This is a genomic window from Microvirga sp. GN3 (assembly GCF_055792825.1).
Genome location: NZ_JBVVAK010000103.1, coordinates 15,303 through 29,178 on the forward strand (window position 1 = coordinate 15,303; position 13,876 = coordinate 29,178).

Sequence of the window (13,876 nt, forward strand, 5' to 3'; positions counted from 1 at the left end):
GCAAACTCAGTCACCTGACGGGCTCACGCGGCAACGCCGGCGGCAGACTTCCACCCTGTCATGGCATTGAGGCGGTGAAGGTGGATGGCAAGAGCAGAGCGGCGGGAATGAGGTGGAACAAAGAGATTGCGGAGGGCCGAGAACACGCTGACAAATCTCTGCAAGCCTCCCGGTGATCGAAATCACTGCATTGCCCGCTCTCGTTGACGCAAGGGCAGATGCGAATTCTCCGCGCGATTGTTGAGTCCCTTGTGCGACCGGTGCTCGACCGGCGGCATAGGTGCCCAGCTTGTCCGTGACCAGCCGCCGAGGGGGCAGCCCTGCTTCTTCAGCAGACGCTTCAGCAAGCGTTTGGCGGCTTTGGTATCGCGCCGCGTCTGGACGATTTCGTCGAGGACATATCCGTCCTGGTCGACGGCCCGCCAGAGCCAGTGCTGCTGGCCGGCAATGGTGATCACGACCTCGTCCAAATGCCAGATGTCGCGAGGGCTTGGTGTCTTGCGCCTGAGGCGGCGGGCGTAGGACGGCCCGAACTTCATAGCCCAGCGCCGGATAGTCTCGTAGGAGACGACAATACCACGCTCAAGCAGCATTTCCTCGACGAGCCACAGGCTCAATGGGAACCTGAAAAAGAGCCACACCGCGTGGGCGATGATTTCGGATGGAAAGCGGTGGCGCTTGTAGCTGACCGGCTTGGTCATGGCGGCCCGCTCTCATCGTCGGGCTAATGTGACATCACCGCCATCAGAACGCAAATCATACAACCCTGAGGTCGCGCCGCGAGGAAGTTGCAGTGAACATGCCTCCATCTGGCACTGTCAACTTGATGCAGAGGAGATGCTGAGCATCGTCCAGGTGCATGGATTGATCGGCTCTACCCACGCCAGAAATGGGGGAAGAACAGGATCAGTACCGTGAACAGCTCCAGCCGCCCCAGCAGCATGCCAAAGCAGAGGAGCCATTTGGACGCCTCCGGGAGCGTCGCGAAGTTACCGGTTGGGCCGATGATCGGTCCCAGGCCCGGCCCCACGTTCGACAATGCGGCCACAGCTGCGCTGGCACTGGTCAGGAAATCGAGGTCAACCGCCATCAGGGCAAGGGTGAGTGCGCTATAGCAGACGAAGTAGAGCGTGAAGAATACCACGACGGAACCGATCACATCGTCCGGCAGCAGCCGGCCCGCATAGACGCGGGGGAACACGCCGCGCGGATAGAGCAGACGCAGGAATTGGCTCTGAAGCATGCAGATCATCACCTGGAAACGAAAGATCTTCATCCCGCCTGATGTCGAGCCGGTGCACCCGCCGACGAACATCAGGCCAAAGAACAAGCCGACCATGAGGTTGCCCCAAAGCGTGTAATCTGCTGTGGCGTAGCCGGTGGTCGTCACCACCGATATGACGTTGAAAGAGGCCAATCGGAGCGCATCAGCGGCACCGTGCCCACCTGCCACGACCAGCCATGCCGCAACAGTGACAATCAGGATCGCGAGGAGACTGATCAGGAACCAGACTTGGCTGTCGCGCAGGGCATCCTGCTGTCTCTGAAACAGCCTCAAGTAGAGCACGAAAGGGACGGCTCCCGAGAGCATAAACAGTGTCGCAATCCAGTGCAGGGCGGCACTGTCCCAGCGTGCCATCGAGGCATCGGAGGTGGAGAACCCGGCGGTCGAGACGGTCGTTAACGCATGCGCGAGCGCCTCGAACGGCGTCATCGCCACCAGCCAGTAGCCGAGCCCACAAATGACGGTCAGTGCCACATAAATCAGAACGATGCCGGTTGCGATCTCCCGGGCCCGCGGCATGACCTTCTCGGAACGATCGGACGACTCTGTGCGGAACAGCTGCATGCCACCGACCCCAAGAGCAGGCAGGATTGCAATCGCGACGCCGATGATGCCGATGCCGCCCAGCCATTGCAGAAGCGCTCGCCAGAGAAGGATGCCATGCGGAGCCTCATCCAGCCCGACGATCACGGTTGCCCCCGTTGTCGTCAGGCCCGACACGGACTCGAAAAAGGCATTGGTGAAACTGTCCCGCAACTGGGCGTAGTCGGAAATGTAGAGCGGGATCGCTCCGAACAGGGCAATGGTCGTCCAGGCCACCGGTGTCAGGAGGAACGCTTGGCGCAGGGTCAAGCCCCCGGACAGCCGGCAGCGTGTCATGTGGGTCAGTCCCGCGCCACAGGTGAAGGTGATCGCACTGCCGATGAGAAAAGCCCTCCAGTTGGGATTGCCCGTGAGGGCATCGATCACCACAGGCAAGAGCATGGCCGCCGCAAGCGCAATCAGCATGCGGCCTGTCAGGTGGAAGACCGGACGGGTGTAGGGCGGAGCCCATGCGCCGGAAAATCGTGACTTCCGCATCGATCCACTCTAACCACCGGTTTCGTTCAACGGACCAGCCAAGATTGCTTCCGCCTTGCGTAAGGCTTGATAGGCCACCACGGCGATGATGCTGTCGCCGGGGTACACCCGTGTCGAACTGGTCGGAATGATCACCTCCCCGCTGCGGACAATGGCACCCACCAGCATCCCGTCCGGCAGCTTGGCATCCCGCAAGCTGCCCCTGACCAGACGCGAGCCCTCCTGGGCCGTCGCCTGGATCACCTCGCCAAAATCCTCGCGGAGCGTATAGAGCGCGGAGATCGACCGGTGGCGCACATGGCGCAGAATGGTCGAGATCGTGATCGCGCTCGGACTGACCACCGCGTCGATACCCAGGGCCGGAAGCACGTGCTCGTACGAGGTCTTGTTGACCAGGGTGATGGCCCGCGTGCAGCCCTCGCGCTTGGCCAGAACTGAAGCGAAGATGTTTGTCTCATCATCGTTGGTGACTGCGATGATCGTCTCCGCGCTCTGGACATTCGCTTCGATCAGCACGTCCTTGTCGAGGGCGTCCCCCTGGATCACAACGGCGGCATCGCCAAGTTCTCGCGAGATGAACTCGGCCCGCTCCCGGGTGTGTTCGACCACTTTGAGCGAGACGTATGATGCCTGATGGGCAATCCGGCTGGCTAGGTTCAGACCGACATTCCCGCCACCCACGATCACGATGCGGCGGGCGACCTGCTCCTCGTGACCGAGAAAGGTCATGACACGGTCGAGATGAGACGTCTCGGTGATCACATAAACATCGTCGCCCTGCTGCACCTGATCCTCGGCCCGCGGCACGAAGGCCTGTCCGTTCCGGACGATGGCGCCGATGACGATGCCGGAGCCCCCTGATGACGACAGCTCCTTCATCCGCCGCCCGACCAGAGAACACGCGCGGGTATTGCAGTGGACGCCGAGAAGCTGGACCCGTCCGTCAGCCAAGGCCACCGTGTCGAATGCGCCAGGGGTCCTAAGGCGGCGCACAATGCCGTTGGCGACCTCGACCTCTGGCGAGATGATCACATCGATGGGAAGCTGGTCGGATGCGTAGAGGCCCTGCCAGATCGGCTCCAGGTAGCCATGATGACGGACGCGGGCGATGCGGCGGCGGACATGAAACAGCGAGTAGGCCACCTGACAGGCGACCATGTTGACCTCGTCGGAACGGGTCACCGCAATGAGCATGTCGGCATCACGCGCGCCCGCCCGTTCCAGCACCTCGGGGTGGGAGGCATGGCCGACCATGCCGCGCACATCATAGCTCTCGTCGGCGCGCCGGGCCTGATCTGGTGAGATGTCCACCACCGTCACGTCGATGCCTTCGGTGGCGAGGTGGCGGGCGATGGTTGAGCCGACCTGTCCCGCTCCGCAGACGATCACTCTCATGGCGCCCTCGTCATCCGAATACGCTTGGCTTCAAGATCATGTAGGGCAGATTCCTTGCGGAGGACGCCTCGTGGAGTACGCGCAACCGGTGAAGCGCCTTGTGCCGATGGTTCCTCCCGGCACGTTGCTCCTCATGGTCTCTCGCGTAGGCGACCATCAGAACGCTATGGCTCTCATGGTGCACCCAACGACGGCGATCTGGACGCACCAGCCAAAAGGGTGATGGAGTAGTCCGCTGTTGAGGTTTGACCTGCCCTCCGCCGCCGCCGTGAAGGCGGCAGGCCGCCAATATCGCGACGGCCTTCCTTTCAACTCCACGTGGGTGTCACACTCCTATGCCATTCTATATCTGGCACGCGATGTGAGTTCCGAGAGGCGACCCCTGGAGTGATGGTTGCAATCGAGCGGCTTATTCCTCCCTGGCATTGTGCTTGGCTGCCGTGGCGGCTTCGCTTCGAATGATGCGGGCCAGGTCGCAGGCCATGCCGGGCGTGAGGCTCGCCTTCACGCTGTTGCCGGTCTGGACATCCACGCCGTCGATCAGGACGCCGCGCCCTTTGCGCGCGACCTTGACGCGGATCTCGTCCCCGCCCTCGTCGAACTGCCCGGCTTGGGCCGGGGTCATGGCCGGAAAGGTGAAGTCCTGCACAGTGAGCCAGACGCGACCCGCGGCGGCGGTGACTTCAAAGTTGGGGAGAATGTCGGGCAGGTGGCCGGCGGCGACCTCGGCATTGATCCAGCGCTCGATCACTTCGGTGATCGAGCCGCCTTCGGTTTCAGCGAGGGTGCGCAACTGTGCAACGCGCTCGGCCGGGAGCGTGATGGTACTGCCGGGTCTGTGCCGTTTCGGGCTGCTCATGGAGCCTCACCGAAAGCTATAGACTAAGCCGTGCCGACCAAGTGATCAAATGACAAGAGAACATGAATTTCGCGAAGCCCCGGAAGGAGCATGTTTTGAAGTGCTCAGAAAGTGTTCGATCTGCTTTATGGAACCTCATGCCAGCTATTCGGCAAAGTCGGCTCTTTGCGAGGCTCAGATCGAGGCGCGAATACTGGCGACAACTTGCGGTCGGCGGATCCGTAATTTCTGCCAGCCTTACCATAGGGGTGGTATTCTTAGTGCGTCTTTGCGGGAGCGGGAGAGGGCTTCGCGACTTTTATGTCGGGCAACGCCAAGCTGAAGCGCCCTCGTGCCGCTGCCGTTGAGTTGGGAGTGGATCGCAGTCCGCGATTAACGCGTGTGCCGAAACAGTCATACCTATCGATGTGGAATACCCCCGTTCTTGCATCGGCCCGCTTGCTCCCGACCATCGCCGTCGCAGAGCCGGTGCGGCTGGTGACGTAGTCTCAGTGCCAGACCAGACGAATATCACGATTGAGCATCGCAATATCGGCACAACCGGAAGCACCGACTGCTCAACCATGACACAGCAAAAGACGGATGTGACGGATACTACAGCAACGAAGCAACAGACCAACTGCTGAAGGCAATCTTCTCAGGCGGTGCGTCTATCGTGCCGCCTGCCGCGTCTGTCGCAATCCACCCGACATGGCCCGGGGCCTTGCACCAAAACGATGAGATGGCGCAGTCATGTATCTGTGAAGCTTGCGCCCGGGCGGAGTGCGTTCGCGCGAGCTCGGGCTTACCTTGAGTGGGTCGCATAGGGCAGCAGGCGCTCATACACATCGCGGACCCTGCCGTAGCATTCACAGGCCGCGTCCTCGAGGCGGCTTGGGTCGGTGACGATGATGCCGCCCCTGCCCTGCTGGATCAGCCCTCTGGACTGGAGCTTGCCCATGACAGTGCTCACGGTCGAGCGCTGAACCCCGAGCCGTTCGGCCAGGAACTCGTGGGTGATCGGCAACGCATCGTGATCGATGCGGGAGTGGAGCATCAGGACAAAGCGGCAGCACCGGGCTTCCACGCTGTGCAGGGCGTTACAAGCCACCGACTGCAGAATGCGCGCCATGGTGGCTTCCGTGAAATGTCGCAGCAGGCGCTGGAGGTTCGGGCGGGCGTGGATCGCCGCGGTCATCGTGTCGAGGTCGATCCGGGATGCCGTGCCGGTGAGCTGGACCACGTAGCACCCGAAGGCTTGACGGCTAACACTCGCATTGATGAGACCAGAGACCCCTTCCCGGCCACAGAGCGACATCTCTGCCGAGCTCCCATCCGCCATAACGGCCAGGAGCGAGATCACCGTGTCATGCGGAAAATAGGCGTGCCGCATGGTGTCGCCTGCCGCGCACAGGACCTGCCGTTGGTGCAGGTTGACGATCTCCAGGTGCGGCTCGAGGCCGGCAAAGTCCTCCGGCTCCAGAGCAGCCAACAGCCGGTTGGCGCGATGAGCCTTGGCGGATTGTATTGTTATCATTGTCTAAGAGTATAGTCCTGTATTCAACCTGGATTATGCCACCGAGAACAAGTGCTGCAGCACCTGCTGAAGCAGAAGAGACAGAACAGCAAGATCAATCGTTCTGAGTTCAACTGAGGTTATGGCAATCAAATCATGCCAGCTCTGATACGAGCTCAGCCTGCGATAAGCTACACTTTAGAAGCTGTCATGCTGACGCAGGCAAGTCTCGCAAAAAGCATGAGATCGCCCAGAGGGCAAATGTGAGTGCGCTCAATCCCACTCGATCTTCTGAGCACTGTTCGGGCGATCAGGGTTGTAATAATCTTCCCTCTGAAGGCGCTCCCAATCAGTGATGATCACGCTCATGCCTCGGGAACTGATCAGCCGGTCTCCTCGCAATGGGTCGGAACGGGCCGGCTTGGAAGCGCACGATCTCGGGTATGTCACATTGTTGAGAGGGCTTGGGCGATCTTGAACTGTATCGGAGCTTAGTTGGCTATCCGGCCCTACCCATGACCGCCGCTCTTTCAACTGCACCCAAGCCGTCTCAGTAACTGGGTATGGCCGCAGAGCCGCTCGACGAGGACTGCTTTTGCATGGACCAAGTCCTTGATTTTCCTTGGCACGCGATTTTCCCTTGACGAGCATCGGGCTGTATTCCCGTTGATGTGACATCTCCTGTTTCGCTCATCCGGGAAGCACAAAGCCGTTCGACAGAAGCCGCCATGTCGCCGGTCGATGACACGGCAGCAACGTTGATGCTTTACCTCGTCGCCGCTTCAGGCATCTGAACCGGAAGCATGAGATGCTCGTAGAGGGTGTCAGGCCACATCACGTAAGGCTGGCTGGCGTCGGGCTTGGCGGCTCTCGGATAACCCTCCATCATGCCCTTGGCTCCGACGATCATCACGTGCGGACCGGTCTCGACCCAGTTGTTGTTCGGCTCGGGCTTCTGAGCGAACGGATCGGTGTTGCTGGCGTCCGTGCCGCCAGACAGCATGTACATGAAGCCGACCTTGTTCTTGGGCGGCTCCTTCTTCTCGATCCACGCTTGGGCCCACTCCATGGCATTCTGATCGCCGCACATGGGATCGGGTCCGGGCGAATTTGGATTGTCCGGCAAACAGGTAAAGCCGTTGGAGCCCTTGCGCACGACCCGTGTTTTTCCATCCGCCGAAACCTCGACGATGGTGGCGTCCTTGGCGACTGCGGGTGGGGCTGCTGCCATAGCACTCTTGATGATGTCCTCATCGCTCATCGGACCAGTGGTATGTTGATGCTGGGCCGAGGCAGAGGAGAGGAACGCTGTGGTAACAACGCTGCATGCGATGCAAGCAAAGGTAAGATGCCTTCTCATGGCTCACCTCCTGTTGCTGGGCGACCGGCCTGACCAGAATACTCCGACTTGCCTATGCTTGGGAGAGATCATGGCACGGCGTCCAAGGAACGATTGTAACAGGTGAGCCTTTGCGGGTGTCTGGTTTGTCAACTGGTCTGGAAAGAAGTTCGTGTTGGAATGAATGGGGCCTTGGCAACCGTGGCCGTTAATCTGCTAGCTGGAGGAACCGATGCGCCTGCCGCCCGTCCTAATGATGTGCCTGACTCTCGCCGCGTGCGTCTCGTCCGGCGGACCCCAGCAGGCTCAGCCCTTACCACCCGCGAACGTGGGCGACACCCGGGCCGCGGCTGTTTTGGCGGCCCCGCCGATCGCCCCCGCGCTCTCCAATGCGAAGCATATCGTCTCCAGTGGGGCCGGCGGCTACGTCCTGCCCGATGGCACGACGGCGGCAGGAGACGGGACGGGCGGCTTCCGTCTCCCGAACGGCGCCTACGTCGCCCCCGACGGGACAGGCGGCATGACCTTGCCGAACGGCACGCGGTGCACGTCGGACGGTGCACGGGGCTATCTGTGTCCACGATGAGGCAATGTCAGGACGGCCACAACGGGCGCATGCCCCCAGGAGTTCGCCGTCAGGTGGAACCTAAGGCGCACGGCCCCAAGCGTATCTGCGGCTATCCTTGGCTTGACCCGAGAGCAGATCCGACGAGGGATCATTGTGATGGAGAAAGCAGTAACCCACGCTGGTTAAGGATTTGGGGCGGTAAGCGCGCTGCGAGTCGAACCCAGGGCCCTCTGGTCAGAGGTCAGCGCGCCTTCCGCCCACGAGCTAACGGGGGTTGCTGAAGAAAGTATCCTCGGCGGCCAGATCCGCGATCAGCTGCGCCAAGGCTTGCGCAGCAGAGAGCAGTTCCTGCCGCTCGTCGTCCGTCAGCTGTCCGATCGGAGCACTCCAGCGCCGATCGGACATGGGGTTCTCGACCTCAGCCGTCTGCAGCAGGGGCCCGTTCTCATCCCAGCTCACCGTCAGCTTTGGCATAGGACAGCTCCTGAAGTCGTTGGTCCTCGCAGCCAGTTGCCAAGAATACCCGATCCGGCTGCGGGCGCGAACTGCTCCATGCCACCTCGACCGGCCCGTGCGGCTATGGCGGTCTTCGTTGGATTGGCACTTGAGCGTTCAAGTTGCTCAAGCAGATTCGCATTCATGGCATGAGTTCCGAAATGGGGATGACGGACGTGCGAGGCGGTCATGACAGGCTCTGGCCAATAGCCGCTGAAGCAGCCAGTGCGCGCCGGTCGTCGCCCCAGCGGCCAACCACCTGGACGCCGACTGGCATTCCCGTGGGCCCGGTCAAACCCGGCACGGAGATGCAAGGCACTCCCAAGGCCGTCCAAATCCGGTTGAAGACAGGATCGCCGGTTGCCCCCAATCCCTCCGGCGCCTCTCCGGGCGCGCTCGGAGTGAGCAGCACATCAAGCCCATCCAGCACATCGCTGAAGCCGGCGCGCGCCTCTGCCGCCAGCGCCTTGGCGGCATCGTAGTCGTCAGGCGCTATAAGCGCGCCATCCTTGAGGAGCTCACGGAGCTTCACGCTGAGGCGATCGGATGCGGTCAGCATCTCCGGCGCATGGGACCGCGCCGCCTCGAAGGCCATGATCGTCTTCTGTGCCGCCAACAGGCCGCGCCACCGTTCAGGAAGGGCAACCTCGCAGACCTCCAGTCCAGCTGCATGCAGCCGCGCCGCGGCCTCGTCGAGTGCCGTAGCCGTGGCAGGTTCGGCGGCCTCCCATGCATGGCTTCGGGTCAGGCCGATACGCGGGCGGAACACGTCATTTGCGATACGCAGGTTTGGACGGCTCGCAATGATCGAAGCGAAAAAGGCCGCGTCCTCGATGGTCGTTGCAAAAACCCCAACCGTGTCGAGACTGTCCGCGAATGGGCGCACGCCGGTGCGGTCGATCAGGCCGAAGGTCGGCTTGTAGCCGGCGCAGCCGCAGAAGCTGGCCGGCCGGATGACCGACCCGGCCGTCTGCGTGCCGAAGGCCAATGGCACCATGCCACTGGCCACCGCAGCCGCCGAGCCCGAGGAGGAGCCGCCAGGCGTCCGATCCGGATTGTGCGGATTGCGGGTCTTGCCCGGCTGGAAGTAGGCGAATTCGGTGGTCACCGTCTTGCCGAGGATCAGCGCGCCCGCGTGCCGCGCCAGAGCCACGCAGGCTGCATCGCGCGGCGGCCGGAACGTCTCAAAGAGCGGCGAACCGTACCCCGTGGGCACATCCGCCGTGTCGATGATGTCCTTGATCCCGATGGGGATCCCCTTCAGGGGACCGGAGCCGAACCGGTCCAAGTGCCGCGCCATCTTCAGGGCAGCATCCATGTCGAGGTGCTGCCATGCTTGCACCAAGGGCTCGCGCTCACCAATGCGGTCCAGGCAGGCGCGGGCCAGAGCCTCACTGGTGAGGCTGCCGTCAGCGATGCGTCGCGCGGCTTCAAGGGCGGTGGGACATCCGGTCATTTGCACCAATCCTCAATAATCCGGCCATAGGCCTCCACGGCCTGGTCGATGCGCGAGATGAGGCAGTACTCGTCCGTCTGGTGCGCTATCGCCGCTTCTCCAGGACCAAGAATGACGGTTGGCAGGTTGCCCATGGCCGGGGTCAGCGCCGAGGCATCGGTGAAGTAGGTCGCTCCCTGCGGCACGGGCATCGCTCCAAGAAGTGGCGCCATAATCTCGAAGACCCGACGGATCCACGGGTCGCTGGGATCGGTCCATACGGCTGGCACGTCGATGATTGGCGAGACCTCCATCTCATCGCCCAGAAAGCTCCCGACCATCTCGCGCACGGAGGCGTGCGCCTGGCCCGGCACAGTGCGGATATCGAGGCTCACTTCGGCACGGTCGGGAACCGAGTTGGTGTTCAATCCGCCATGGAAGGTGCCGATGTTCAACGTCGGCCCGCCCAAGACCGCGTGTCGCTGCACGTTGAAGTCAAAGTCCGTCAGCCTCACGACCGCATGCGCTGCTTTGATAACTGCGTTGTCCCCTTTCTCCGGCATGGAGCCGTGCGCGGTCACGCCCCGTGCGACTGCTTTCAGCCACAAGGCCCCCTTATGGCCGATAAGCGGGGTATTGGATGTTGGTTCGGCGACAATCAAGGCACCGGCAGCGTCCAGAAGCCCCCTCTGCCGGCACAGATGGTAGGCTCCCTCCGATCCGGTCTCCTCCCCGGCGGTGATGATCAGCACCGCGCCAGGGCCCTTTTCCAGCGTAGCACGATGGGCGATGCAGGCTTCGACAAAGGCTGCAACACCGCCCTTCATGTCGCTGGAACCGCGGCCATAGACCCGGTCGCCATCGATATCGCCGCCGAACGGATCGACCGACCATGGCTGCGAACCAAGTGGCACCGTGTCCAGATGGCCTGTAAAGGCAAGCGGCAAGGCATCCCGGCCGCCGAGGCGCGCGATCAGATTGGTGCGTCCTTCCCCGAACGAGATTGCAGTGATGGCAAAGCCATTCGCTTCCAGCCGCTTGGCCACGAGGGCTGCGCACTCAGCCTCAGCGCCGGGAGGGTTGACGGTGTTCTGGCGGATCAGCGTCTGCGTAAGTGCGACAGCAGGTGAAGTCGTCATCGGCCTCGCTTTCCGAGGAGATTTGCAAGGACCAACTCACCGGAGGGCGGCTGGTCCTGAAGGGGTACGGGTGGGATGCTAATTCGGTGTCGGCTGCGGCACCAGAGGCACGTGGCCCGGCGCAGGGCCGTATCCTGCCCATGCAAATCCGGCCTGTTGGCGCTCTTCACTAGCGTCCGCCTCAGCCAAATGGCAGCCGAGGAGGCATGAGCTCACCAAGAGCGATGTCGACTTCCAACTCAACAGATGGTCGCCTGTCACAACCTGGCCATGCAACTCAGAGAAACTCTCCTGGGCGGAGGGAGCCGATATGCCGCTACTCATTCTCGCGATGCTATTCGGATGGTTGCTGCCTAACCCTCTTCATGCTCAGGATGTGCCCTCCCCTCTCACGCGGATCGCCTTCGGCTCCTGTGCCGACGAGGAGAAGCCTCAGCCGATCTGGGATGCGGTCCTGGCTTACCAGCCCCAGCTCTTCCTGTTCGCCGGGGACAACGTCTATGGCGACGTTCGTCAAGGACGCGATGTGCCGGATGCAGAGCTGATCCAGAGCCTGCAAGAGTCGTATGCCCAGGCGGCTCAGGTGTCAGGGATGGTGCGGCTCAGGAGCACCATCCCGCATCTCGCGACCTGGGATGATCATGACTACGGCAAGAATGATGCCGGGGCCGAGTTCGCCGGCCGCCATGAGGCCCAGCAGCTCTTTCTGCAGTTCTGGGACGTGCCGCTATCGGATGTGCGCCACCGGCGCGAGGGAATTTACCACAGCCAGATCTTTGGCCCCGACGGGCAGCGGGTGCAGGTGATCCTGCTTGACACCCGCTTCTTCCGCTCGCCCCTCAAGCCGACGGACCAGCGCAATGCTGCTGGTCGCGAGCGCTATCTGCCGGACGAGGATCCAGGCAAGACGATGCTGGGCGAGGCGCAGTGGTCCTGGCTGGCTGAGCAACTTCGGGAGCCGGCCGATGTGCGCCTCATCGTGTCGTCCATCCAGGTGGTGGCGGAGGGGCATGGCTGGGAGCGCTGGGGCAACTTCCCCCGCGAGCGGCAGCGCCTCTACGACCTCATTCACACCACTGGGGCCGGTGGCGTGATCCTGCTGTCAGGCGACCGCCACGTGGGTGGCCTGTACCGCGAAACCACGGCAGCGCCCTATGCCCTCATCGAGATCACCTCGAGCGGCCTCAATCAGATCTTCCCGGGCAACAGGGAGGCCGGCCCGAACCGCCTCGGCGCGGTCTATGGAGCCCCGAACTTCGGCACGATCGATGTGGATTGGTGGGAACGAACGGTCACTCTCGCCTTGCGGAGCGAGAATGGTGAGCCCGTGCGCCGCCAGGTCGTGCGCTTGGACGAGCTGAGGATCGCGGACCCATAGCTTGCACAGGGCGAATAGCTTCATGCGTCAGGACCGAGCTGCGCGTTGGCGAGGCGCCGTGTCGTCCTATCTCGGGAGACACGGATGAGGTGATCATAATGCAGCTACAGGTCCTCGGGTGCGGTGACGCGTTCGGCTCGGGCGGACGCTTCCACACCTGCTTTCATGTCTCAGCAGGTTCCACCAGCTTTCTGATAGATTGTGGCGCCTCGTCGCTGATCGCCATGCGACGGTTTGGGGTTGACCCGAATACCGTCCGGACTGTGCTGATCTCGCACTTGCATGGCGACCACTTCGGCGGGCTGCCGTTTCTGTTGCTCGATGCTCAGTTCGTCAGCCGCCGGACGACCCCGCTCACGATCGCTGGGCCGCCGACCCTGTCCGCGCGTCTGCAGGCGCTCCGAGAAACCATGTTCCCGGGCTCCACGGAATCGGACCTGGGATTTCCGCTCGACATCGTTGAACTCGAGCCGCAGGTAACCACCCAGGTGAACGGCGTCTCAGTGATCCCCTATCTGGTGCGTCATCCCTCAGGGGCCCCCTCCTACGCGCTGCGGTGCCAGGTCGAGCACCAGACCCTTTGCTATTCTGGCGACACGGAATGGGCCCCAGCGCTCATCGAGGCTGCGCGAGGCACGGATGTGTTCATTGCGGAGTGCTATACCTTCGACGGGCCGGTGCCCTTCCATATGAATTGGTTGAGCCTGCGCGAGCACCTGCCGGAGATTGGAGCCAAGCGCGTGCTGCTGACCCACATGAGCAAGGGCATGCTCGAACAGGTCGCGATTGACGGCGCCGAGCGTACCGAGGACGGCCTGGTTCTGGAGATCTAATCCTGGAACGGCAGGGGAGGAGACCGAACGCCCCTCCCCTTCCGATGCTCACAGGGCATGCCGCCGGTCACACGAGTGTGCATCGCTCATGCCTGGCGAGCATAAGGATCCGAAGGGCAGTCACTGACGAAAGATTTCAGGGCGCGCATCGCGACCCGGCTACTGACTCATCAGTGAGGACAGAAGAAGGCAGCAGAGCTGCCCCACAAAGCCTTGTATTCTCCAGTGCCACGCTAACGGCGAGGGAGAGGCTGGGGTTGTGTCGCAAACTCGGAGAGGAGACGCGAAACGGACAATTACTCAGTAGCAGTCTCAGGCGGCGAGCAGCTCGAACTGCTCGGCAAGTGAAGGCCGCGGATTGCAGACATACTTCGCCTGTCCCTTCCGCATCATGTGGATCATCTCGATGCCGCCCAGGATCACGCGAGCGCTGCCAATTGACTTGAAACCAAGCATCGGCCGCACCCGCCCCTTGATGGCACGATGGTCTTGCTCGATGCGATTGTTATCGGGCATGCTTTTCCTCGGCACCATCGGCGCGTTGGCGCAACCAACTCGGCGGCTGTATCCTGGGG

Annotated in this window: 12 protein-coding genes and 1 pseudogene; 3 read left to right on the forward strand and 10 right to left on the reverse strand. The window is 62.3% G+C overall.

What is annotated here, in order from left to right; genetic code table 11:
* Window positions 1-23: 23 nt before the first annotated feature.
* The 6 genes and pseudogenes from ACS5Q1_RS33130 to ACS5Q1_RS33155 all read right to left on the reverse strand — a co-directional run bounded on the left by ACS5Q1_RS33130 (window position 24) and on the right by ACS5Q1_RS33155 (window position 7,474).
* Window positions 24-701 (reverse strand): annotated as a pseudogene (locus ACS5Q1_RS33130) (IS6 family transposase).
* Window positions 702-874: 173 nt separating this feature from the next.
* Window positions 875-2,365 (reverse strand): TrkH family potassium uptake protein, encoded by a 1,491-nt coding sequence (locus ACS5Q1_RS33135; RefSeq protein ID WP_473102197.1) that lies wholly within the window; start codon window positions 2,363-2,365, stop codon window positions 875-877.
* Window positions 2,366-2,374: 9 nt separating this feature from the next.
* Window positions 2,375-3,760, reverse strand: coding sequence for a Trk system potassium transporter TrkA (gene trkA, locus ACS5Q1_RS33140; protein WP_473102198.1), 1,386 nt, complete (start codon window positions 3,758-3,760; stop codon window positions 2,375-2,377).
* Window positions 3,761-4,169: 409 nt separating this feature from the next.
* Window positions 4,170-4,619 (reverse strand): hypothetical protein, encoded by a 450-nt coding sequence (locus ACS5Q1_RS33145; protein ID WP_473102199.1) that lies wholly within the window; start codon window positions 4,617-4,619, stop codon window positions 4,170-4,172.
* Window positions 4,620-5,403: 784 nt separating this feature from the next.
* Window positions 5,404-6,135, reverse strand: a complete 732-nt coding sequence (locus ACS5Q1_RS33150) for a Crp/Fnr family transcriptional regulator (RefSeq protein WP_473102200.1) — start codon at window positions 6,133-6,135, stop codon at window positions 5,404-5,406.
* A 745-nt stretch (window positions 6,136-6,880) separates the two neighbouring features.
* Window positions 6,881-7,474 carry a hypothetical protein gene (locus ACS5Q1_RS33155; RefSeq protein WP_473102201.1) on the reverse strand — a complete coding sequence of 198 codons (594 nt, stop codon included), beginning with the start codon at window positions 7,472-7,474 and terminating at the stop codon, window positions 6,881-6,883.
* 211 nt (window positions 7,475-7,685) lie between these two features.
* On the opposite strand from ACS5Q1_RS33155, the gene ACS5Q1_RS33160 reads away from it, so the two are divergent.
* Window positions 7,686-8,039, forward strand: a complete 354-nt coding sequence (locus ACS5Q1_RS33160) for a hypothetical protein (RefSeq protein ID WP_473102202.1) — start codon at window positions 7,686-7,688, stop codon at window positions 8,037-8,039.
* Between the two features lie 246 nt (window positions 8,040-8,285).
* Here ACS5Q1_RS33160 and ACS5Q1_RS33165 read toward each other — a convergent pair whose 3' ends face one another.
* The 3 genes from ACS5Q1_RS33165 to ACS5Q1_RS33175 all read right to left on the reverse strand — a co-directional run bounded on the left by ACS5Q1_RS33165 (window position 8,286) and on the right by ACS5Q1_RS33175 (window position 11,090).
* On the reverse strand, window positions 8,286-8,495 hold the full coding sequence (locus ACS5Q1_RS33165) for a hypothetical protein (protein WP_473102203.1): 210 nt from the start codon (window positions 8,493-8,495) through the stop codon (window positions 8,286-8,288).
* 208 nt (window positions 8,496-8,703) lie between these two features.
* Window positions 8,704-9,972, reverse strand: coding sequence for an amidase (locus ACS5Q1_RS33170; RefSeq protein ID WP_473102204.1), 1,269 nt, complete (start codon window positions 9,970-9,972; stop codon window positions 8,704-8,706).
* A complete protein-coding gene (locus tag ACS5Q1_RS33175) occupies window positions 9,969-11,090 on the reverse strand; it encodes a M20 family metallopeptidase (RefSeq protein ID WP_473102205.1) in 1,122 nt (373 codons plus the stop codon). Before ACS5Q1_RS33175 ends, ACS5Q1_RS33170 begins: the two co-directional genes overlap by 4 nt.
* A 310-nt stretch (window positions 11,091-11,400) precedes the next feature.
* Between ACS5Q1_RS33175 and ACS5Q1_RS33180 the strand changes: the two genes are divergently transcribed.
* Both ACS5Q1_RS33180 and ACS5Q1_RS33185 read left to right on the forward strand, forming a co-directional pair.
* The gene (locus ACS5Q1_RS33180) at window positions 11,401-12,468 is read left to right on the forward strand and encodes an alkaline phosphatase D family protein (RefSeq protein WP_473102206.1); all 1,068 of its coding nucleotides are present in this window, start codon (window positions 11,401-11,403) and stop codon (window positions 12,466-12,468) included.
* A gap of 98 nt (window positions 12,469-12,566) precedes the next feature.
* Window positions 12,567-13,301 carry an MBL fold metallo-hydrolase gene (locus tag ACS5Q1_RS33185; protein WP_473102207.1) on the forward strand — a complete coding sequence of 245 codons (735 nt, stop codon included), beginning with the start codon at window positions 12,567-12,569 and terminating at the stop codon, window positions 13,299-13,301.
* Between the two features lie 312 nt (window positions 13,302-13,613).
* Here ACS5Q1_RS33185 and ACS5Q1_RS33190 read toward each other — a convergent pair.
* On the reverse strand, window positions 13,614-13,876 hold a 263-nt coding region (locus tag ACS5Q1_RS33190), incomplete at its 5' end, for a DDE-type integrase/transposase/recombinase (RefSeq protein WP_473102208.1).

Bases quoted from the DNA above. Each gene is read 5' to 3' on its own strand.
- ACS5Q1_RS33135 (WP_473102197.1), bottom strand. From the start codon at position 2,365: ATGCGGAAGTCACGATTTTCCGGCGCATGGGCTCCGCCCTACACCCGT.
- ACS5Q1_RS33180 (WP_473102206.1), top strand. From the start codon at position 11,401: ATGCCGCTACTCATTCTCGCGATGCTATTCGGATGGTTGCTGCCTAAC.
- ACS5Q1_RS33155 (WP_473102201.1), bottom strand. From the start codon at position 7,474: ATGAGAAGGCATCTTACCTTTGCTTGCATCGCATGCAGCGTTGTTACC.
- ACS5Q1_RS33150 (WP_473102200.1), bottom strand. From the start codon at position 6,135: ATGATAACAATACAATCCGCCAAGGCTCATCGCGCCAACCGGCTGTTG.
- ACS5Q1_RS33145 (WP_473102199.1), bottom strand. From the start codon at position 4,619: ATGAGCAGCCCGAAACGGCACAGACCCGGCAGTACCATCACGCTCCCG.
- ACS5Q1_RS33170 (WP_473102204.1), bottom strand. From the start codon at position 9,972: ATGACCGGATGTCCCACCGCCCTTGAAGCCGCGCGACGCATCGCTGAC.
- ACS5Q1_RS33175 (WP_473102205.1), bottom strand. From the start codon at position 11,090: ATGACGACTTCACCTGCTGTCGCACTTACGCAGACGCTGATCCGCCAG.
- ACS5Q1_RS33160 (WP_473102202.1), top strand. From the start codon at position 7,686: ATGCGCCTGCCGCCCGTCCTAATGATGTGCCTGACTCTCGCCGCGTGC.
- ACS5Q1_RS33185 (WP_473102207.1), top strand. From the start codon at position 12,567: ATGCAGCTACAGGTCCTCGGGTGCGGTGACGCGTTCGGCTCGGGCGGA.
- trkA (WP_473102198.1), bottom strand. From the start codon at position 3,760: ATGAGAGTGATCGTCTGCGGAGCGGGACAGGTCGGCTCAACCATCGCC.
- ACS5Q1_RS33165 (WP_473102203.1), bottom strand. From the start codon at position 8,495: ATGCCAAAGCTGACGGTGAGCTGGGATGAGAACGGGCCCCTGCTGCAG.